Below are 21,029 nucleotides of genomic sequence, written 5' to 3'. Positions count from 1 at the left end.
GAGCGGGGGTCTCTGGCTATCCTACAGACCCTACCCAACCCCGCTCCTAAAGTCTCAGCGCATCGCCACTAGCGGCAACCGTTTATGAAACCAACACCCTACTTAAAACCCCACCAACCCCATAGTCAGCCCCAGGTAAGCTGGACGCTGGCCGAGGGCAACTACACCCATGTGTATTTTCACGACGGCAGTTACTACCTGTCGGCCATCACCCTGGGTACCATCTGTCAGCGTTTTCCTTACCTGGTGCGACTGAGCAAGCAGTTGGCGGTTGATCCTGAGTTGATTGTGGGCCGACATCGGAACGAGGCCAGCCAACTAGTGGTAGTGTTGGCCGTGGAGGGCAGTCAGCAGGAAGTAGTTATCCCTCGTCGGCGTGTTCGTGAGGTAAAGCATCTCTTACGTCAGCTTGCAGTCTAGGATTAGGCCAGCTACAAATCTGGGTAAGCCACAGTATAGGGGAGATCCATCTATTTTCTATGCGTTCGATTCGGATAAAGCCAAAGAGCATCCCGGTTTTCAATTCTCATGAAAACGCTCCTACGTGAGACGAAGCCGCATTCATATATCTGCCACTTTATTGGGGCGTTTTACCAGGTGATTAGGTAACCAAATCACGTCGAGTAAATTCATAATGACACAGTTCAGTGAGCGTCACAGACCGACTCTTGACTAGAGCCAACGTTTCACCGCTTCGTCTGTGTTATTGGGCAGCGTATTGAAAATGATCTTGGACTTCGGTGCGTTTTCATGTATTATATTAATGATCTGTTCAAACAAGATAAAATTGGATGCTACTCCACGAATGCCATTGCCCACTACGATACCGTCATAATTGACTCGCCTTACTAATTGTTCCAGGTTGCCAGGAGCTACTGTGCCTGCATCGATAAGAAATAACTCAGCTTGGAAGCCTATACTCGACAGCTTGTTCACTGTTGCTTTGGTGCCTTGCTCTATCATTTCTGCGGTAATGCCTTTGGGTAACTCTGGGTTAGTATAATCGATGGTATGGGTGTTCATACCAATGATGAGTATGATTTTCATGTTGTTTTTCATTGTACTGCCAGAACTGAGTACCGTGGAAGGTATTTCCGTATGCCTTACAGTAGTGCATTAAGAAAGTAGACTTGCCCTAACCCACCCTGCCTTCCGTTCTTGATTTTTGACCCATTGTCTTTCTGTTCCCTCTACTCTGATACTAGGGTGTTAACGTTTCCTTCGCGTTGCTTCCGGTTTGCCAGCTTGTTGGTTGCGAGTTCAGGTGATATCAGTTCACACGATGGATAGAATTTAGCTACGCTACCTACCTATCCGTTCAGCAGGTGTATAGGTGTTCAGTATGATACCACTTGGATACACCTTCGAGCTGACAAGGTTGAGTTGCTGAAAACCTTCAATGGTGCTGAACACCGACTCGCCACGACCGATCACAACCGGATTAATAAACAGATTAATCTCATCGATCAATGCTTCTTTTAATAGCGAGGCTACCAAGGTTACCCCTCCATATACGATCATATCTTTTCCCGGCTGATTTTTCAGTGCCATGACCTCCTTCTTCAGATCACCCGTTGCAATGGCGGTGTTGTTCCAAATCGAATGGTCCATCGTTTTCGTAAAGACCACTTTTTTAGCTGCCACGATACGTTGAGCGAAAGCGATCATCTCATGGTCGAGTTGCTTCAAGGTCTCCTCCCAGAAGGGAATGTAATCTAGGGCGAGCTTTCGGCCAATTAGTATCGTATCTATGTGGTCACTAATCCTTAAGACATCATCATGAATGTCTGATAAGGCCCAGGTCACCCACTTTTGTTCATCGTTAGGGCCCGCTGAAACGAACCCGTCGAGCGACATCTGCATTTGTACTATCAACTTTCTCACGGTATTGACTTGTTTTACGTTTATTACTAATTCACTGATACTAATAGTGCGACAAGAGTAACGCCGTCATCGCGATGATCGGCGAGACGAGTTTCATATCCCATCCTTTCACGGACTAATGCCTGAGCATCACAAAAAGGGGCTTGATAAAGAGGCCTGCCTAGGCCCACTCGTTTAGTCACGCAGGAATTTTGGGCATCACCAAAACGGGGCCATCCAACACTTTCTGTACTGCCATAGCCGCCCGGAACTATTCCGGATGTCCCAGATCCTATACGATCTGTTTCGCTTTCGTTGATTCACCACTGTCAGATGGCCAACCAACTCAACCCAAACAATGACCATGATGGTCAACCAGAAACTCAATTTTAGTTTTCCGATAGGATTTCAGATGTAGCGACAAATGCGTCCAGTTTGCGAACGGATTCGGATGATCTTTCCTCCGTCTACATGTAGCCATGGCCACTTAAAAGGGTAAGTCACTGCTGGCCTGTTAATATTGTATTCGATGCGGTTTGAGAAATAACCAAAGCAGTACCGCAAAAACATAAACAGGTGAACGAACCAATAAAATTTTCGCCTTCCTGCCACTGTGGATATAGAATCGTATAATACAGGTGTAGCAATACTAACCAGATGAATAAATTGAGGGCAAGCAGCCACAAAATCGCTTTTACCTTAAACCTACTAAAAATACTGATCCCTGATCCCATCAGGGCAACACCACCCAGGAAAGTCCAGAATTGGGGAAAAGGAATATACTTGGGCACTATATTGCTGATTCCCTCCAAATTATTGAAATGACCTACAGCAAAATTATATAACATGATCGCGTAGAGATACTGGCCAATAGGACCGATTTTAGCCAGCAACTGCATCATCTTATCTGTCGGTTTTGGCGCATTGATTGTTGAAATCACTAGGAACTCACCGCATAAAGCTAAAACCTTGTTAGTGTTGACCCAATACTTATTAAATGACCCTGCTGTTAATGACCAGGGTAAATGACCAACTAGAAATAATACCAGGAATAGAATCCCCATTACTAGGCAGAGCGTATTAAATTTTTTTCCAATAGTGATCAAGAACCCAGTACCGATTAACAGTAGTGCTGTCAAATAAACCAGAAAAGATAAATTAGAAGAAATAGTTGTCAATTCAGGTAGTATGACTGGCCTGATTCCTGGGTAGAAAAAATGCAGTAGCCCAATACCAAGTATCCCGAGTCCAAAAAAAATACGGCCTATGATCAGATAAATATTCATGTTATTTTCTTACGTGTATGTCGACGGTGCCCATGATCAAATGGCTGGCAAGAACGACTAGAGCATAAGAATTTCATGAACAAAAGCTTAACAAAGTCCTGCAAAAGTGAGCAATTATGGATTTGAGGTATATTCCTGGTATCTGGTGTGTAGCCTTTTACGTTTCTCTTCTGATCTACCTACCAACCTAAGGAAGCACATAGAACGAGTATGGACGAACAAACTTTAATAAAAACGAGCTTGCTCGAGATATTTAATAACAATGGGTATCGAGATTTCGCTCGTATGACGCAACGGGATTTTGAACATATTGGGGAACAGCTCCGGCTAAAGTCAGGCATCTTGATCAGTGCAACCACCATAAAACGACTTGCTTATGGAGAGTTCAGCCGATTGCCGCAAATAGCTACCCTGAATGCGATTGCCAATTACTTCAGTTACAAGACCTGGCAAGATTATAAAGCCGACAGAATTAAGAATGAGCCAGAAATACAACCAGCTTCAAAAGGAAGACACAAATTCAGGTTGACCTATTTATCGATACTAGCGGCCGTGTGTATTCTGGCTGGTATTTATATGTTCAGCACCACAAAAAGAACCGTCAAAAATGCGGGGAAAGCCGCCTTTTCATTCCAGAAGACGACATCGAATGAAATCCCAAATTCAGTAGTTTTTAGCTATAATATCGATCAAGTGCAGGCCGACAGTTTTTTTATCCAACAATCCTGGGATAAAAATCGCAGGGTAAAAATCGACAAGAACAAATACACACTCACCGATATATATTACGAGCCCGGTTATCATATCGCTAAACTCATCGCCAATGATTCTGCCATCAGCGAGGTTGATGTAAGCATTCCCACCAACGGCTGGTTTTTCTATGCCATTGATAACATGGCTAACTACACACCTGAATATATTAAAGCGGATCAGTTCGTTACGAATGGCAGTCTTGGATTGACTGTTGCCCAATTACTGGCGAATAGGATTGAAGTTAACAAAGACAAGCGATATCATTACGTTTACTACCCTGATCAACGGGAGGTACCCAGTGATAATTTCAAATTTAAAACCAGGCTAAGAATGCGGGAAGTAAGACGTAGCGCTTGCCCCTACATTGAAGTAGAGCTTTACTGTCAGCGATCCTTTATGATTCTGAGAAGCACCACAAAAGGGTGTGCCCATGAGGCTTTGGTTCAATTTGGTGAGCAGGTAATGCCGGGACTTGATACAGATTTAATGTCGATTTGCTTTGATGTAAGCCAGTGGACCGATATAGAAATACTCGTAAAGAATAAAATAACCACTGTGAAAATAAATGATAAGGAGGTTCACAAAACACGATTTGTTACAGATACCAAATACCTAACTGGTCTTGGCTATATTTCAAACGGGTTATGTGAAGTAGATAAAACGGAGTTAATTGGCCTGGATGGAAAAGTGATGTACAAAAATGACTTCTGAATCATTTGTGATGGTACCTAGGTAATGTTCATTTGTCAGCCTGCGTTCCACTTCAGGACGACAAAATGCCTCGAACAGTTACTAAGGGGTCAGACCTGTAACGCTCGTTCCCGGATTCACGAATTCTCTTCAAATGCTCCCACGTGACACGACGCCAATTCTCTTGTTCGTACATGGGGCGTTTTTAATCATATCTATAAACCTATTGATTATAGTAGGTCATATCGCAGGAACAGGCATCCTAACCGCCAGCGTGGCTACCCGCTATCTGGCCGTTGACATAAACGGGTGCCTAGTGGTCGACTGCCTCAAAGTGCCGCAAAATCTGCTTGCTCTTCCAGGAAGCGAGCAGGGTAAACGTACGCTGAGACCACATGTTGATTTCCTGCTTTCGTTGGATACCCGATAGCACCGATTCAGGACAGTATGATATTCGTGTTTTTCGATCGTAGCCGGTGTTAGGCAGTATAGTCAATTACTATGGGCTGCGCCAAATTAACACCCGTAGTCGAGCGGCCACAGCCAAAGTGATGAGTGTGGCCGCTGTGGCGTATAACTTGAATAAGTTCCTATGCTTTCCTTCCGTTAGACAAGGCGGAATGGTAATTGTCCTGCCAGTACCTAATCGGTTTTATTATATACTGATCAACTTTTGCAACAGCCCCTCAAATTATATAGAGCAAATAAATATAGATTACGAGTAGAGACCCCTTCTACTAACTTATCAAAAATACAAAAGTTGATAGTGGTTTTACTGGTTCAATCTCAAGTTACGTCAACGAATTATCAACTTAAACTGACGACTATCTTATATAAGAGGGTTGTTCTTTGTAAACAAAACACATCTACATAAGGCAATGAGCCAATCAGGGGGTCTTTTAGCAACAGGACACCGCGGCTGCGGGCGCTCCGCTAAGCAATTAGGTCCAATAAGGCCCTTCAATTTAATCAAGTTGGTAGCCAAATAGAGCAAATTAGGTTAGAGTTGATGCTAGTTACCTCTATAGCTACCCTAACCGTTTCTACCTTTCATCGTATAAGCTATGCACGAAATCACAACTACCCCAGTCTTTTACGAGGCAGACGGCCTGACCATGGTCGCTCATTTAACACGGCCACATGGCGAGGGGCCTTGGCCCGCCGTTCTCATTGGACACGACGGCGTTGGCCTAGACGACTATCAACGGAGCCGCGCTGATGATCTTGCCAGGCATGGCTATGTTGCGCTCGCGATGGACTTTCACGGCGGACAGACCTTTTTTGGCCGGCCCGACGCAATGCTGGCTCGGACTATGCCCTTGTTAGCCGACGAAGGACGGATGCGGGCTATTGGTCGCCTAGCACTGGACATTCTCCTGGCGACGCCTGATGTTGATGCCAACCGGCTCTTTGCTCTGGGCTATGGTGCGGGCGGGCGTATCGTCCTTGAGCTTACGCAAACAGGCGTACCTTTCAAAGCCGTCGCGGTCGTTCATCCCGCCCTGCCGAAACCGGATGCCCATGACTGGTGCAAGGTAAACAGCACCATCTTTCTCTGTACCGGCTCTGAGGACCCACTGGTCACTCCCGACCAACTGCTCGCTTTTGGTCATGCCTTACAGGATGCCGGGCTTGACTGGCGCATAACCATTTATGGCGGTGCCCAGCACGCTTTTTGGGCTCGTCCGACCAACACGGACGGATCGCCGGCCGACGGGATCATGCATGTACAAGCGACCGTGCCAGGTGTCGGCTATCACCCAAAACACACTGAGCGTGCTTGGCGAGCAGTACTTGATCTTTTCGGAGAGGCATCGAAATGAACGATGTTGATGAGATCCGGGCGCGAGAAGATTTGCGAAGCACCACAATGGGGCGTATACTAGGAATTAAAGTTGACAATTATGAAAACTAACTGTCTCATTTAATGCTCCCATGTGAGACGAATAAGCGTTCATGTATCTGTTTTAATATTGGGGCATTTAATAAAACGGATAAAACAAGAGTATTTAGCCTGAAATTTTATAATTTGCCTGAATTACAGCTATTTACGCGATACAAAAACTAATTTAGAAAGCCTAAACAACCACACTCTTATGAAAACCAATACGCTATTTATCCCGCTGATGTTTTGCTTTTTCCAAATTTCATATGCGCAAACCCCTGTAAACAACAAACAGGTTGTCAGACAGTATATAGACGAAGTGGTAAATAAGCAACAGTTCAATCGAATGGACGATGTTTTTTCTACCGATTATATCTGGCATCAGATGGATGGGAAAGACACGCATAGTCGTCAAGACAGCTCCCATGTTGTCATGTTAAAATACATTCTCAAAGCCATACCCGATATCCAGTATACAATTGATAGCATGGTAAGCGAGGGGGATCTGGTGGCGGTCAATTCAACGGCTACTGGCAGGATAAAAAATGGATTCATGGGCATTCCCGCTACTGGGAAGAAAGTCCGATTTAAGCAAATGTTCTTCTTTCGGGTAGTCAATAATAAAATAGCTGAAGAATGGGAGGTTGTTGATGTAGCAGGCCTAAAAGATCAGTTATCAAAATAGAAGCAAAGTAGGTTTAGAATCATAAAACGCTCCCTAATGAGACGAAGGAGTCTTCATGTATCTGCTTCAAGAAATGGGCGTGGCTGTTGCACAACTCCCAGTCGGCAAGGTATCCACTAGAATCCGCTTCTATTGAGCACAATTTAAGCCCTAAAGACGATAGAACAACAACGAGAATGCAGCTTATTTGAACGATTATGATGGCCCAGATGAGTTGTGCAACAGCCACGGGCGTTTAATGATACGATAGACAGCGCGAAAACAGATGTATTGTGACGCTGTATTAGCAAGGTCAAGTGCTGGTAGATACGTTTGTATAGGCATGCAACCAACTAATTACTGGCTGCATACCCCTTAATCACCACCACTGGCAGGCGGTGAACTAGCCGCCGAGCCGAGCATCGCACGTTGCCGATTTGGACGAATCCAACCATCGATTCTATGTCATCCGAAAACTTAATTCCCCTCTTGGGACACTTTTAGGGTACGTTCGTCCTTGAATGACAGCTTGAGAACGCGCTTGTGTTAGTTTTAATCTAAATATTCACTCAAGCTATTGGTTGTTCGTTTTCCTTGCCTGTTAAACTTCCTTAACTCTATAGGTGTTCATGACCCATTTTTATCCGTATTTACTTTTATTAACCCGCTCATCGGCTAACGTCGGACGTAGTGTTCTCCTGTGTTGTTTGCTGCTACTGATCGGGCTAACGGCTCAGGCTCAGCGCACCTGGACAGGCAATACCAGTACCGACTGGAACACGGCGGGTAACTGGAATCCGGCTAGCCTGCCCACCGCCAGCGATGATGTGATCATTCCATCGGCCCCGGCCAGACAGCCTATTCTCAATACGGCAGGGGTAGCCAAATCGGTAGTGGTCAATAGTGGGGCTTCGCTGAGCATCACCAGCGGGGGAACTCTGACGATCAATGGCGCTACGAACGATGGGCTGAATAATAGTGGTACGGTTAAACAAGCTGGTACGCTGATTATCGGTAGTTCAGGCGCTACGCTGGGCGGTTTTGGTATCCTGAACGCGGGTACGTTCACGAACGAGGCCAGTAGCGGGGTTATTCAGATTGACAGAGCTACGGCTGGCATTGGTAATGCTTCTTCCTTTACCAATGCGGGGCAAATTCGGATGGGAACCGCAGTGCCCCTTACCCAGCAGGGCATCCGAAACCGGACTCAGGTAGCGGGTCTCAATGCCGTGTTTACCAATGCAACAGGGGGTATCATTCAGGTGGAGCAATCGGGCGTGAACAGCCTTCAGAATGATGTAAATTCGACGTTTATCAACTCGGCGACCATCACCATGGGCGAATCGACGACGAGTGGGAATGCGGGTGTTTTTAATTCGGGTACATTCACCAATAATGCCGGTGGTGACATTCGCGTGGACCGATCCAGTACGCTCGGTATATCCAATGTTGCCAGTGCGACGATGACCAATTCGGGAAAGCTCGTAGTAGGCAATACCGCATCGGTTGGTACGAATGGGATCGAAACGCAGGGAACATTCACCAATACAACAGGGGGCGACATTCGGGTCGATCGGGGTAACTCCGGAATTGTTCTGAGTGGGACGGCCACCGTAACCAATTCGGGTACGATTGTTATTGGAGCTGTTGCGGGGTTAGCTTCATCGGGAATCGGTGTTCTGGGGTCGGGGCGCTTTCTCAACAATGCAGGGGGCGACATTCGGATCGACCGAACCAGCACGGGCATCTCAACAGAAACTACCTCCTCCACGATGATCAATTCAGGTTCGGTTGTCATCGGCGCCAGTGCCGGAAACGGGAACGTTGTCGCCGGTTATTTCAATAATTGCCTTCGCAATAAGGGAACCCTGATCAATACCGCAACGGGTGTGCTTAGCCTGGATCGGGGCGCTTTCTACGGAATTTTACACGAAACAGGTGTATTCCAGAATACGGGCCAAATCAAGATTGGCTCCATTGCCCCCCTCCCTGCCAGTTTGAATGGGCAAACAGCTCCGGTGGGGATTTACAATTTGGCGCCGTTTAGCAATTCGGCCGGGGGCGATATCCGTATTGACGGGGGAAGTACGGGTATTCGAAACTTTAATTCATTGACTAATACGGCTCAGATCACGCTGGGCGGAACGACTACCCTAACGACCGGCATCGACAATTCGAAGGTCACGAGTGTTACGAGTATCAATGGTCAGTTCGTTAATAATACGGGGGGGATCATTCGCATTGATCAGGTACTGACTGGCTTGTCAAACAATGGGGGGGCGTTCAGCAACTCAGCGACCCTCATCATTGGCGCTACGCCAACGGTCCGCAACTTTTGCCTTCTAAACTATGCCGGCGGATCGTTTACGAATGCCGTAACGGGGCTCGTTGATCTCCATATTTCCGGGACTGCTACCGATGCGCTTGCTAATGCGCATTCGTCAACGTTGATGACGACGTTTGCCAACAGTGGAACCTTAGTCATTGGCCGCGCGGTATCAACCACGTATTCAGCAGGCATCAATAATGAAGCGTCGTTTACCAATACCGCTACGGGCTTGATTCGGGTTGATGGGACCAACTTTGGCATTTATAATGGTATTCCGACAAGCTCCAGTGCGGTCTTTGCCAATAACGGAACCATCCGACTTGCTTTTCAGGAAACGGCAGGTCAGCCAGGCAGTGGCATTTGGAACCTGGATAAATTTATGAATCAGTCGGGCGGCAAAATCTACATCGATGGCTACCTCGGCCCTGGGCTTTTGAACAGCATAAAGGGTGAACCGCTGGCATCCAGAACAGCCGGAACCGCCAATTTTCAGAATGTGGGACTGATCCAGATTGGGGCCAGCGTCCAGAATGGTCTGACGGGCCTTCTCAACAACCAACAATTCAGTAACAACGCCGGTGGCCTTATCCAGATTGATCGGACGGGTCAGCAGGGGATTAGCAATGCCAATAGTGGCACCTTAACGGCTAGTTTCACCAACAATGCCACGATTTCCATCGGTACGTCGGCCAGCATTGGCACCGATGGCATTACCAATACCGGTACGTTCGCCAATAATGCCTGTGCTACGTTGACGGTGTTCGATAACTTGGCCAACGGGAGCAGTTTCACCAATGCGGGCCTGTTTACGCTCCGAACCACGCAACCCCACAGCAACACCGGTACACTGACGAACAACGGGATTCTGGAATATCCGCTAGGCAACCTTATTCCCAACGTAACCAATAACAAACTGATTGCCGCTCCGGTCAGTAGTTGTAGTCCCTCCTTCATCCCGGCTCTTCAACTGGGTGGTAGCAGCAATCAGCTTACGGTCGGCACTACGTGGTATTCCGATCAGGCGTTGACCCAGCCAGCAGGAACCTTCAACCAAAGTACTAATACCTTCGCATCCATAAACCGAACGCCAGGCAGCAGTCAGGTCGTTTATTTTTCGGTGCTGGACAACGCCAGCGGTTGTAGTAAAACTGTCTCTGTATCCACAACACTAAACGCTACGTTGCTGGTTGTCAACATTGCGGCCAATCCGTCATTAACCATCGCTACAGGACAGAGTACTACGTTGACGGCGTCAGCCGGAGCCACTACGTATCAGTGGAGTACGGGGGCCAGTACGCCGTCCATTTCGGTAAATACATCCGGAACGTATTCGGTAACGGGTACCACCGGTGCTTGCTCTTCCGTAACCAGCGTAGTAGTAAGCGTTACGTGTACACCTGTATACGTAACACAGACTGGCGCGGGTTCGCAGAATGGCAGTAGCTGGAGTAATGCCTATGCCGGAACCGCTCTGCAAACGGCTATTAATCAGGCGGCTACCTGCGTTGGCATTGGCTCGGTCTGGGTGGCCGCGGGTACGTATAAACCGACCACCACCAACGACCGCGACGGTACGTTCACGATGCGCCCCAACGTAGCTATCTACGGTGGCTTTGTCGGCAACGAAACTGCATTGAGCCAGCGTCCCGCTATCAGTGTCACAGTTCCCTCCAGCACGACCCTCAGCGCCGATATTGCCAACAACGTCAATGTCAGTGCCTACAATCTGTTTCGCAACGGCAACAACCTGACCAACACGGCTGTCCTCGATGGCTTTGTACTGGCTTATGCTCTCGCTAACAACACTGGCGCTCAGGCGGGAAAAGCTGTTGGTGGGGTCATGTACAATGAAGCGGTCGGGGGCGTCTGTAGCCCCACTATCCGCAACTGCTGGTTCATGAACAACTATGCCTTAAGCGGTGGGGGCGCGCTCTACAATTATGCATCCAACGGGGGCGATGCCAGTCCAATTATTGAGACTTGTCGATTTCAGAACAATATCGTGCAAAACGGTAGCGGTGGGGCCATCTTTAATCGCGCACAAAGTGCCAACGGCCAGCTTAATTACACCACTAAATCCAGCCCAAAAATCCTGAATTGCCTGTTCGTTAACAATGTAGCGTCGAGCGGAAATGCCAGTTCCGATGGAGGTGGTGCCATCCACAACTATGCCTACGGCGGCACGGCCAGCCCGACCATTACGGGTAGCTCGTTCCAGAACAACTCAGCCACTATCCGGGGCGGGGCTATCTGCACCAATGGCAGTGACGACGGTGCCGGAAGTTACACCGGTACGGCCAAGCCGGTTCTGATCAACTGCTCGTTTCAGGGTAATTCGGCACCCACCGGGCAGGGATCGGTCCTCGCCAATATCCACGTTAACAGTGGTACCAGCACCAATGCGGCTGCTACGTTGGTGAACTGTATCGTCTTCAATAACAATGGCTCTGTCCCTTTCGTCAATGCCTCGGGAGCTACGGTCAATCTGTCGCACAGTTTGTATGAGCCGGGCGTTGACAGCCAGTCTGGTAACACGACTGGCGCGGGTACTATCTCCACGAACGTAACACCCTTTGCCAGCACAACCGGTACGCAACTGGCTACGGGTTCAGCCGCCATCAACGCGGGCAACCCAGCCTCGACTACCGCTACGGTAGGAACAAGCATGGATCTGGCGGGTAATCCCCGAATTGCTGGCGGTCGGGTCGATATGGGCGCTTATGAGTTTGGCAGTTGTACGGGGACGATCCTGACCCTGAAAGCGGGGAGTTGGGACGATCCGACGGTGTGGTCGTGTAACGTAGTGCCCATTAGCACCGACGTAGTACAGCTGAACCACGTAGTAAGTTTGCCCACCAGCTACGTAGCACAGGTCAAAACGCTACGTCACAGCGCAGGTGGACAACTAACGTATCAGAGTGGTGCTACGCTGAGGTTGGGTTTTTGATTGGTGATACACATGAATTCCCCTGACAAGTTCTGTGTAATGAATGGTATCACCATCATTTATATATTCTCAGGAAACGCTCCCACCCGAGACGAATAAGCGGCATAGAACCCCTTGGAGGTTGAGTGGTGTTTTGGGCATGTAGACTAGATGTTGTTTGGAATGGGCTTACCTTTACCCCGGTGGGCTTGATTGGTAACCTTGTCCACGCGTCCCCTACGTAGCGGTTCTCCAACCTGACGCGTAGGGGTTTTTGGTTTTAACAGTTGACTACCTGGTTTTCCCTGCTGGGTTCTTTAGGTCACTGTAGCCTACTAAGTTTCCCGGTTAGTGGCGTATGCGACGGATTGTATTGACCAGCTAGTAAAAGATTACCGTCTTATAAAAAGGCTCCCGCACGAGACGAAGGAGCGTCATTGTAAACCTCACATATTTAATAACGGTCAAACCGTTCCCGACCACTGCGGCACAATCAGTCCCATAAGGGAATTGTTTACAGTTAGTTAAGGTCATAAATCTGCTTATTGTTCATTAGTAGATCGAATGGATTATGGCAAATCAAACTCGGATTAAATGGGCAAGGAAAGGATCTATTTGTGGGTATACCGGTGTCAAATTATGCCAAGTCGCTGGATTGGTATCAACGGCTTTTCGGCTGTGAACCCAGTTTCTTACCCAACGATGTGGAAGCCGTCTGGCAACTAGCCGAACACCTCTTTACTTACATTATTGGGCATAACCAAACAAACAGCCGGGCCGCCGGAGCCGGTAAATTTCCGACTTATGCCTAAAGTGCTGAAATGGTTGCATTAAAATGGACGGGTGTGTTGAAAAAAATAGTTTACAAAGAGCCGCGTCCGTTAACTCCGGACGCGGCTTTTGTTGGCTGGCAGGTGTAGTCCTGAAAGCACCTGTTTCTGCGTAATCCATTCTGCCTGCCATTGCCACCAGACCAACCCGCCCGCACCACTTAACACAACTAAAGCAAGCTCAATCAGCACCTACCCCCAATACCAAAATGGGCGTTGGCGAATGGGCGGAACGTCGGCAGATAAATTATTGATCAACGGTTCGATAAAATTCGCAACTGGAGCCAACTCAAGAGTTTCGGGCAGGGTGGACAGTCTTGTTTCGCGAAACTCGGACGAACTCAGGGTAAACTCTGCCGTGAATTACTTGCTGAGATTTTGGGGGTTCGTCATGCCCACCGCATCACCAATCTCCGAAATGCGGAGGTCAGTGCTAGCCACCAATTACTTGGCGACCAACAGCCGACGTTGGCGGATATACAGCGAAACCAAAAACGGAGAATGGTTTTTTTAGGGAACGGTACAGGTGCGACCGACTAACATTCAGTTCATGACAGAGCGAATCAGCTGAAAGCGACGAGACATCGAACCACTCGTCGATCAATCGATCAAGTTTAGTAATGAAGCTCTTATTAGGCGATACCATTCGAAGCGGTGAACTGGGTTAGATGCCTAAAGATACGGGAGAAACAGGAACCCTCGGCTTCTGAAAAATAGATACCAAAATTTAGGTTTTATCGGGTAAATCGGAGGTTGACCAGCGTGCCATTTTGGTTTTCGTAGGTCAGCGTGCCACCTAATTGCCGGGTGAGCAGGTCAATCAGTTGTGTGCCAAAACCTGTTCCTTTGGCCGGGTCGCCGGGTAGTTTGCCGACGCCGTTGTCGGCCACCTGAAGCAGAAACGAATCGTCGTCGGGTCGACGCGTCAGGCTGATGCGGATGGTGCCACTGTCCTTACCGACGAACGCATATTTCAGCGAATTGGTCAGCAACTCGTTGGTTATCAATCCCACCGAAATAGCCGTGTCGATGTCTAAGACCAGTTCGGGCATGGAGCAATCAATTTTGACACGCCCGGCGGCATCGAACGAATCGAGGATGCTCTCGCTCAGGTTGGTGAAGTAATCGCGCATTTCGATGGCCGCTAACTGCTCGCCCTGGTAGAGTTTCTGGTGGATAATACCCATGCTCTGCACCCGGTTCTGGCTGGCCTGTATGGCTTCCTGCACGTTGGGGTCGGTGATTTTAGCCGACTGCAAGGCCAACAAGCTCGACACCACTTCGAGGTTGTTTTTGACCCGGTGGTGAATCTCCTTCAACAGCAGTTCGTTCTCGGCATTGCGCTTATCGAGGGCAGCGTTGGTCGTCGCCAGATTTTCGTTCAACGCCTGCAACTGCCGGGCCGATTTTCGGCTGTTGCGGTAGCTAAAAAACGTACTCGCCAGGAGCAGCACCAACAACCCGCCGATGCCGTAACTGAGCCGTTGTATTTGCCGCTGTTGCTCAATTTGCCCCGACTGTTGGGCGATGGTCTGGTCTTTTTGCTGGGTTTCGTACTTGATGAGCAGTTCTTTTCGGAGCGTCTCGTTCTGCTGCCGTAACGCATTGACCTCCAGCGCATGACCACCCGCCGTGTATAGGTATGCCGAATCGGGTTGCCGCAGTGCCTTGTACGATTCGGCCAGCCAGCCATAGTGTTTCTGTAGCTCTTCGGGGAAATAGACCTTTCTGTTTTTGAGGTGATTGATGTAATCTTTCAGATAGGGCACGGCCCGGGCATACTGGCCGCGCAGGAAGTAGATGCTGCCGACATCGCCTTTCCAGCCATTGGCGTTCGCGGCTCCGTACACCCCCTGTATGCCTTTCCAGGCGTACTCAAAATCGGCTAAGGCTTCGTCGTATCGCCCTAACGCCCGGTACGCTTTTCCGCGCCAGGCCCGCACGTTGTACGATTCCTCGGCCCGGAGGTCTGCTGGCATTTTTGGGAGCAACGCCAACGCCTGGTTAACGGTCGCCAGGGCCTTTTCAGGTTGTTTCAGTCCGATGTAGATGTTGTTCAAAACAATCAATGCCCGAATCAACGGGAGCGCATCCCCTTCTTTCTGATAGGCCGAAACCGCTAACTGACTGTATTTAAGAGCCGAGGCAAAGTCTTTCGTCTTGAGGTACAGTTTGGCAAGCGCGGCATACATCGGATTGACGATTTTCGGCGACTTGATGGCTTCGGCCAGTCGTAGCCCCTTGAAATACTGGACTTCGGCCTGGGCAAATCGTTGCAAGTCCCCCAAATTGTCACCAACCGTTTTGTAGGCTTTACTGATCGCTTCGTTGTCGTTGGTCTGGAGCAACAGCGTCAGGGCATTCTGGTTGTGGAAATAAATCGAATCCGCGTTTTCGGAACTCATACTGCCGTAGTGCCAATTCGCTATCTGTTGATGGGCTTTGGCGATAAATAACGGCATCCTGGTGGCTTCGGCCCGCGCCAGCGTCTGCCACACGTCCTGTCTTACCTGGGCATCAGTCGGGCCGGTCATCTCGTTGGTTGCTATGTCTAATTTGGCAAATACCGTATCTAACGGCAGCGATTGCAGCGTCACGCCGTTGGCTAGTTTGTAGATGCTGGCGGGAGTTGGTTTAGGCGTTGGCGCGATTTGGGCCATTGCCGATGCGCCGATCAGCAGGCAGAGCAGGAAGTAGGTAAGTCTGGTCATAATTTCTCCGTTCTATTCCGGGTTAATACCTTGCCTGTTTTGTTAACTTCGTTTAATCAGCGTTGAGTGTAAGTGCCTGACCTTCCACCGTTTTTTTTCTTTTACTAAAGCTACGGTTTCCAGCAATAGCACTGTGGTTAAGTTTGCGTTTTTGGCTATTGTTGACCGAAGGCGATACGTGACCCAGGCCGTAGTTTTATCGGTTGTGGTGCTGATGAAATCAAACGAATTGGTTCGCTTAAAATCGACTGCTGTGTTCGTATTTTATTTTCTGGCCGGTTTTGAGCGTTACCCCCTGACCCATAGAGAACGTATAAAGCACCAGCGAGTCGGACAAAACCCGGATGGCCTCCTTTTTCGGAGTCAACTTGAACGTAGCCATCTGGCTAAACCCATCCGCATTTAGCTTCTTGAGGGCGTTGTAATCCCCGAAGGTGCCATCGGGATTGACCGCCTGAAAATCAGGCGTATTTTTAAAGTAAGTCATGCACGTTTCAATGTCCAGTTTTTCGACCTGTTGGAAGAATTCTTTGACAAGGCCAGAAATTTCGGTTTCAATCGCTTGCTTTTTCTCAGGTGTCATGGACGACACGTCGGTGGTTTTTGTAGTCGTTTCCCTGGCGGGTGCGTTGCAACCGGCGGCAAACAGGAGGAGGGCGGCAAAAATGGCCAGGATGGGCAAAGCGGGTTTGGTTTACATTGGGGTTTGTGAAGTGAAAATGGGGTTTTTCAGCAGGATTAATTGAGGTTATTGACCTATTTAGCCGTAGGATTAGCAACCGGATTCCGCAATCATAGGTCTGGAGCCACTTGCCCTCCGCATTGCGTTTGAGAACGATAGTATATTTTATTTTTCAGTTACAATTTTCCCGTCAGGGCCTTTCAGGTGGAGGTCAGCCGTGCCAATTTCATAACCTAAGTCGCCGTTGCTGCCCGTGGCGATCGTCGAGACGGTGTCATCAACGTAGCCCGCACCATCCAGGAAGCCCTGCCAGTATTTCTGAATGGCTTCGTGACCCGTCACGGTGGGTTGGCCGGGCGGCAGTATTACGGCATCTTCTGCGTAGCAATTAGCGGCTGCCGTAGCATCCTTAACGTTTAATGCTTTCACAAAATCGCGATTCACCTGGAAGAGTTCCTCGGCAGTGGCGGGCGTTTCTTTGGCGGGTTAACTGCAACCGACGGCAAACAGGAACAGGGTCATAACAACGGCCAGAACGGGGGCAGTTTGGTTGGTTTTCATGGGAAATCGGAGGGTTGAACTGGTTTTCATCGGGAAAATTGGATTGGGGGTAAAAGAGAAAAGCAATGACCTGATTAGCCGGCGTATTCGCTCAGCAGGACGTGGACGGGCTGGAACTGCATACCGAGGTTCAGCGTCGCGGCTGCATTGCTGTACACGGTACGGGCCGCGCCGACGGGTTTTTGCCCGTTGAGCATTAGCGTGATGTCCAATATGGTGTGGCTTCCGTTGGCGAGCAGGTAGTTCCGGCCGTGCAGCCCGGTGGTGGTCGCGGCCCGGAAAATGCCCTCGGCCACATCACAACCGACACCATGGCAAACTCGACGTTTTTCGCAAACATCATCTCCACGAAGGGATTGGGTGCAAGCCTGTTTTTGAACAGATACTGCATTTCCATTGACGACGAATCGTCCCGGCCCGACAACGACTGCCCCGTCACGAAGGTGGGGTACACGCTCACGACTTCAAAACCCAGGTCAGGATGGGTTTTTACAAACTGGCGCACGACCTGGTCGGCGTAGTACTTGGCCTGAGCGTAGGGGTGATCATCGGCGTCGTGATGTGGTTCGTCTGCTTCGGTATAGACATGGTCGGCAGGGCGGTTGGGGACGGGCAACGGGTAAGCCGTGTTGAGCGACGCGACCGAGCCGACGAACACCACTTTTTTGAGCGAAGGAATCTCACCCGCCAGTTTCAGGAAATTCTCGGTTCCCCGGATGGGCGGGTCGAGCAGATCGCGCTGCGGGTCTTCCACGGCAAGTTGAAACGGCGTACCGCTGTGAACCACGATGTCACAACCGGACAGAAAATCCCGCAGAGCGGTTTCGTCCTGCACGTCCATCTCCACGATGTCAAGGTGGTACACGGCATTTTCTAACTGGTCGAGATGATCGTACCGTTCTTTTTTGGTGAGGTCGCGGACGGGAACCCGCACGTCATAGCCTTCGGACAGAAATTTGCGGGTGACATAGCTGCCAATGAAGCCGGCTCCACCAATAATACCTACGGTTTGCATGGTGTTTTTAAGTTTGGTTTGATAAATGATAATGAGGTAATTACCTCGCAGGCGAATACGCCAAGTCGGGCCGGACACGGACGACTTCCGGCCTGACAAAAGTGTACGAACCAGTTACCGACACCAAACGGGTCGGGACGAACGTGGGGTAATACTGTCCGAAAGGGGTTGTTTTCTTACCGGGTGTGTAAACGGCAAGGGCGGGTTGTCGGTCTTGCCGAACGGCTGATCGCGAGCCTCAAATGGTCTGGATTCGTTTCAGTAGTGCCTCGCGCAAAAGGTGGCTGAGCGGGATCGTTTTACCCCCGATTCCAATATGGCCTTCGCCTACCTCATCGACCTGCGTCAGATTTACCAGATAAGAGCGGTGTACCCGTAAAAAATAGGCCACCGGGAGTTTGTCTTCCATCACCTTCAGGGTCGTTGTCAGCAGGTATTCTTTATCGGTCGTGTAGAGGTGGCAATAGTTTCGGTCGGCTTCCACGTAGAGAATATCGGCGATGAAAATCTTGACGATCTTTTCGCGGTGCCGCACAAAAATCCGGTCACTGAGCACAAAGGGCGCGTCGGGCGCAGGGTGGGCTGAGGTGGGCGGCTCGTCGACCAGGCGGCTCATGGCCAGTTCGATAGCCCGTTGTAGCTCAATAGCCCGGATCGGCTTGGAGAGGTAGGCGTAGGGATACGTTTTTTTTGCCCGGGCAAAGGTGGCCTCGTCAGTATTGGCCGTGACGTAAATAATCGGGATGTTCCACCGCTGATGGATCGCATGGCCCGTGTCGATACCGTCGAGTGCCCCTTTAAGACTGATATCGAGCAGAATCAGGTCAGGCCGGTTGGTTTCAGCATGTTGAATGGCTTCTTCGCCCCTAGGCACAATCCCGCTGACCTCATAGCCAAGTTTAGTGAGTTGCAGGGCGATGTTGGCGGCAATGATCATGTCGTCCTCCACGACGAGCAACTTCAAGGGGTTGTCCATTCTATTTGTTGATCGTTCGTCAAGTAATCATTACGCGTGTATCGAAGGTTGAACTCGATACCGCGTATCCTCGGCAGCGCTGGCAGCGTAATCAATACTATAAATCTGCTACGAAGTAAACTCAAATTTTATAGTTATGAAAATCAATGACTTGATTAAGTGAAGCCATTCGGATAAAAAGAATTTATGGCACGAATGCGATGGATCACATTGGACAGATATTAAAAAATCACCGTCTCGCAAAAACGCTCCCACTTGAGACGAAAGTGGCCTAAAAGATGCCTCACTTTTCAGGCGTTTTAAAAGACGGGCTATAAACCAGTATTTAACTTGTAGCTTTTTACTTTGGCTACTACAAAACAGGTTAAACAACAGAAAAACCTGTTTTTGACGTTGTTTACCAAGGTTGATAGCTTTAAATCTTGCCATAATGATGATTCTAGGCCTACTATCCTTACTTACCCTTTCAGGTTCACCCACATTCGGGTGTTCAACGGCCTTTACTAGTAAGCCAGATTCTGTTCCCGCTCAACAACGATATCATTTTAAGCTGGCTTCGGATATTAACCCAAATCAAACCCAGTGGTCGACTGTATTTTTCTATCCATCCAAGAGTCGATCAGGCAATGAAATTCGCCTACCCCTCGGGGTTAATCAAACGACTGTTCGGCTCAGTTCGGGGGATCGAGTGCTTGAAATCGATGAGGATTATGTGTTCATTCCGAACGCCAATCGCATCCGAGTGTTGGATGAAGATGCCCTGACAGCCCAGTATCCAATAAGGATCACTTACGAAGGAATAGCGAACACAGTTAACAAACGGTTGATATTAAGATATAGACCGTAGAGTACCAATTGCCACTTAAATAACAGAAAGGCAACTACTGAAAGCACTAGTTGCGCACCCGTAATGCGGGCGTTTTATGATGAAGTAGTTAACCTATTTGGGCCGTTCCACTGCTGGTATAGAATCCGCCACCTACCCCCACTAGGTGACCTGTAACCGGTAAAGCCTAGGTAGTGGGCTGACCGGTTTAATTGACGATAAGAACGCCCATCAGGTATACCTGAGCATACTTAGTGGCGATCCCTTTAAGGAACATACCAGCCACTTGACTTTTACTACCACCTTGCCCTGACCCGCCCCGCATGAAGGCTACTCAGCAGCAGACGCCAATGGTTAGTTACTCCCGGCGGTTAAGGCATTCTCGATTTTAGCAACAACGCCCTGACTGGGACGGTCGGCGAAGTTTTCAATAATCGTTCCGTCGGCGCCAATCAGCACGTAATGAGGGTATGTGCTCACGATGTATTTTTCACTCAACGTTTTGGTCCAGGCACGGTTCGCATACAGATCAATAGTTTTTAAACCAAACCGTTTCGAGACCGCTTTCCACTTGGGCAACTGTTGCGCATCGGCCGCTCCCGGCGTGCCAATGCAGATGCTAACAATTTTGACGGGTTTACCCTTGAACTGCTCAACCAGTTTGTTCTCATAGGGCATTTCCTGAAGGCAGCCCCCACAGGTCGTGAACCAGAAACTTAGGTAAACTACCTGACCCTTGTACTGACTGAGCGTGATGAGCGAATCATTCGCATCGACCAGCGCGAAATTGGGGGCTTTATCGCCAGACCGCAACAGCTTCACATTGCTACTGGCGCGTTGTTTGATGTAATCGACCAAGTAGTCAAACTGAGCAGGGAATTGTTTCTTAAATTTTGTCTCAACCCAATTTGGATTGTCTACTGAGCCGCTTAAGGGGTTAAGCAAAATTAATGGGGTATTCTTGGCCGACCTGACTCAGAATCCGCTCGACCGCTTTACGCAGGCTTTGGCTGCTGGCATAATCCGCCAACC

Annotated in this window: 20 protein-coding genes; 7 read left to right on the top strand and 13 right to left on the bottom strand. The window is 49.1% G+C overall.

Annotated features, from left to right (window positions below; translation table 11 throughout):
• Positions 1–84 precede the first annotated feature (84 nt).
• Positions 85–420 (top strand): LytTR family transcriptional regulator DNA-binding domain-containing protein, encoded by a 336-nt coding sequence (locus IC229_RS32725; RefSeq protein ID WP_190892810.1) that lies wholly within the window; start codon positions 85–87, stop codon positions 418–420.
• Between the two features lie 252 nt (positions 421–672).
• On the opposite strand, the gene IC229_RS32720 is transcribed toward IC229_RS32725, so the two are convergent.
• The 3 genes from IC229_RS32720 to IC229_RS32710 form a co-directional block, all read right to left on the bottom strand.
• Positions 673–1,059 (bottom strand): hypothetical protein, encoded by a 387-nt coding sequence (locus IC229_RS32720; RefSeq protein ID WP_190892808.1) that lies wholly within the window; start codon positions 1,057–1,059, stop codon positions 673–675.
• A 243-nt stretch (positions 1,060–1,302) separates the two neighbouring features.
• Positions 1,303–1,884, bottom strand: coding sequence for a dihydrofolate reductase family protein (locus IC229_RS32715; protein ID WP_190892806.1), 582 nt, complete (start codon positions 1,882–1,884; stop codon positions 1,303–1,305).
• A 479-nt stretch (positions 1,885–2,363) separates the two neighbouring features.
• Complete coding sequence (locus IC229_RS32710; protein WP_190892804.1) at positions 2,364–3,149, bottom strand: DoxX family protein; 786 nt, start codon at positions 3,147–3,149, stop codon at positions 2,364–2,366.
• Positions 3,150–3,359: 210 nt separating this feature from the next.
• On the opposite strand from IC229_RS32710, the gene IC229_RS32705 reads away from it, so the two are divergent.
• From IC229_RS32705 to IC229_RS32685, 5 genes are all read left to right on the top strand, one after another.
• Positions 3,360–4,613: a hypothetical protein gene (locus IC229_RS32705; protein WP_190892802.1), complete on the top strand. Its 1,254-nt coding sequence runs from the start codon at positions 3,360–3,362 to the stop codon at positions 4,611–4,613.
• 1,043 nt (positions 4,614–5,656) lie between these two features.
• A complete protein-coding gene (locus IC229_RS32700; RefSeq protein ID WP_190892800.1) occupies positions 5,657–6,415 on the top strand; it encodes a dienelactone hydrolase family protein in 759 nt (252 codons plus the stop codon).
• A 273-nt stretch (positions 6,416–6,688) separates the two neighbouring features.
• The gene (locus IC229_RS32695) at positions 6,689–7,162 is read left to right on the top strand and encodes an ester cyclase (protein ID WP_190892798.1); all 474 of its coding nucleotides are present in this window, start codon (positions 6,689–6,691) and stop codon (positions 7,160–7,162) included.
• A gap of 608 nt (positions 7,163–7,770) precedes the next feature.
• Positions 7,771–12,417, top strand: a complete 4,647-nt coding sequence (locus tag IC229_RS32690; protein WP_190892796.1) for a beta strand repeat-containing protein — start codon at positions 7,771–7,773, stop codon at positions 12,415–12,417.
• 524 nt (positions 12,418–12,941) lie between these two features.
• Positions 12,942–13,208, top strand: a complete 267-nt coding sequence (locus IC229_RS32685) for a VOC family protein (protein WP_190892795.1) — start codon at positions 12,942–12,944, stop codon at positions 13,206–13,208.
• 69 nt (positions 13,209–13,277) lie between these two features.
• Here IC229_RS32685 and IC229_RS32680 read toward each other — a convergent pair whose 3' ends face one another.
• The 9 genes from IC229_RS32680 to IC229_RS32645 form a co-directional block, all read right to left on the bottom strand.
• Positions 13,278–13,418: a hypothetical protein gene (locus tag IC229_RS32680; RefSeq protein WP_190892793.1), complete on the bottom strand. Its 141-nt coding sequence runs from the start codon at positions 13,416–13,418 to the stop codon at positions 13,278–13,280.
• Positions 13,419–13,659: 241 nt separating this feature from the next.
• Positions 13,660–13,872 (bottom strand): hypothetical protein, encoded by a 213-nt coding sequence (locus IC229_RS32675; protein WP_190892792.1) that lies wholly within the window; start codon positions 13,870–13,872, stop codon positions 13,660–13,662.
• A gap of 88 nt (positions 13,873–13,960) precedes the next feature.
• Positions 13,961–15,937 carry a histidine kinase dimerization/phosphoacceptor domain -containing protein gene (locus tag IC229_RS35570; protein ID WP_223834346.1) on the bottom strand — a complete coding sequence of 659 codons (1,977 nt, stop codon included), beginning with the start codon at positions 15,935–15,937 and terminating at the stop codon, positions 13,961–13,963.
• A 42-nt stretch (positions 15,938–15,979) separates the two neighbouring features.
• Entirely contained in the window at positions 15,980–16,153 is a 174-nt protein-coding gene (locus IC229_RS36235) for a nuclear transport factor 2 family protein (protein WP_190892817.1), read from the bottom strand.
• Between the two features lie 22 nt (positions 16,154–16,175).
• Positions 16,176–16,619, bottom strand: a complete 444-nt coding sequence (locus IC229_RS32660) for a hypothetical protein (RefSeq protein WP_223834345.1) — start codon at positions 16,617–16,619, stop codon at positions 16,176–16,178.
• A 165-nt stretch (positions 16,620–16,784) separates the two neighbouring features.
• On the bottom strand, positions 16,785–17,063 hold the full coding sequence (locus IC229_RS32655) for a YybH family protein (protein ID WP_317171688.1): 279 nt from the start codon (positions 17,061–17,063) through the stop codon (positions 16,785–16,787).
• A 191-nt stretch (positions 17,064–17,254) separates the two neighbouring features.
• A complete protein-coding gene (locus IC229_RS35565) occupies positions 17,255–17,392 on the bottom strand; it encodes a hypothetical protein (protein WP_223834344.1) in 138 nt (45 codons plus the stop codon).
• The gene (locus IC229_RS32650; RefSeq protein WP_223834343.1) at positions 17,377–18,195 is read right to left on the bottom strand and encodes an NAD-dependent epimerase/dehydratase family protein; all 819 of its coding nucleotides are present in this window, start codon (positions 18,193–18,195) and stop codon (positions 17,377–17,379) included. Before IC229_RS32650 ends, IC229_RS35565 begins: the two co-directional genes overlap by 16 nt.
• Before the next feature lie 238 nt (positions 18,196–18,433).
• Positions 18,434–19,171: a LytR/AlgR family response regulator transcription factor gene (locus tag IC229_RS32645; protein WP_190892788.1), complete on the bottom strand. Its 738-nt coding sequence runs from the start codon at positions 19,169–19,171 to the stop codon at positions 18,434–18,436.
• Between the two features lie 430 nt (positions 19,172–19,601).
• Between IC229_RS32645 and IC229_RS32640 the strand changes: the two genes are divergently transcribed.
• Positions 19,602–20,018, top strand: coding sequence for a hypothetical protein (locus IC229_RS32640; protein WP_190892787.1), 417 nt, complete (start codon positions 19,602–19,604; stop codon positions 20,016–20,018).
• A gap of 333 nt (positions 20,019–20,351) precedes the next feature.
• On the opposite strand, the gene IC229_RS32635 is transcribed toward IC229_RS32640, so the two are convergent.
• Positions 20,352–20,942: a TlpA family protein disulfide reductase gene (locus tag IC229_RS32635; protein WP_190892785.1), complete on the bottom strand. Its 591-nt coding sequence runs from the start codon at positions 20,940–20,942 to the stop codon at positions 20,352–20,354.
• Positions 20,943–21,029 lie beyond the last annotated feature (87 nt).

This window comes from Spirosoma profusum (assembly GCF_014699005.1).
Classification (GTDB): Bacteria; Bacteroidota; Bacteroidia; order Cytophagales; family Spirosomataceae; genus Spirosoma; species Spirosoma profusum.
The sequence above is the reverse complement of the archived record's forward strand: the minus strand, read 5'-3'. Positions and strand labels throughout refer to the sequence as shown.

Bases quoted from the DNA above. Each gene is read 5' to 3' on its own strand.
- IC229_RS32725 (WP_190892810.1), top strand. From the start codon at position 85: ATGAAACCAACACCCTACTTAAAACCCCACCAACCCCATAGTCAGCCC.
- IC229_RS32720 (WP_190892808.1), bottom strand. From the start codon at position 1,059: ATGAAAAACAACATGAAAATCATACTCATCATTGGTATGAACACCCAT.
- IC229_RS32710 (WP_190892804.1), bottom strand. From the start codon at position 3,149: ATGAATATTTATCTGATCATAGGCCGTATTTTTTTTGGACTCGGGATA.
- IC229_RS32705 (WP_190892802.1), top strand. From the start codon at position 3,360: ATGGACGAACAAACTTTAATAAAAACGAGCTTGCTCGAGATATTTAAT.
- IC229_RS32700 (WP_190892800.1), top strand. From the start codon at position 5,657: ATGCACGAAATCACAACTACCCCAGTCTTTTACGAGGCAGACGGCCTG.
- IC229_RS32695 (WP_190892798.1), top strand. From the start codon at position 6,689: ATGAAAACCAATACGCTATTTATCCCGCTGATGTTTTGCTTTTTCCAA.
- IC229_RS32690 (WP_190892796.1), top strand. From the start codon at position 7,771: ATGACCCATTTTTATCCGTATTTACTTTTATTAACCCGCTCATCGGCT.
- IC229_RS32675 (WP_190892792.1), bottom strand. From the start codon at position 13,872: ATGGTATCGCCTAATAAGAGCTTCATTACTAAACTTGATCGATTGATC.
- IC229_RS35570 (WP_223834346.1), bottom strand. From the start codon at position 15,937: ATGACCAGACTTACCTACTTCCTGCTCTGCCTGCTGATCGGCGCATCG.
- IC229_RS32650 (WP_223834343.1), bottom strand. From the start codon at position 18,195: ATGCAAACCGTAGGTATTATTGGTGGAGCCGGCTTCATTGGCAGCTAT.
- IC229_RS32645 (WP_190892788.1), bottom strand. From the start codon at position 19,171: ATGGACAACCCCTTGAAGTTGCTCGTCGTGGAGGACGACATGATCATT.
- IC229_RS32640 (WP_190892787.1), top strand. From the start codon at position 19,602: ATGATGATTCTAGGCCTACTATCCTTACTTACCCTTTCAGGTTCACCC.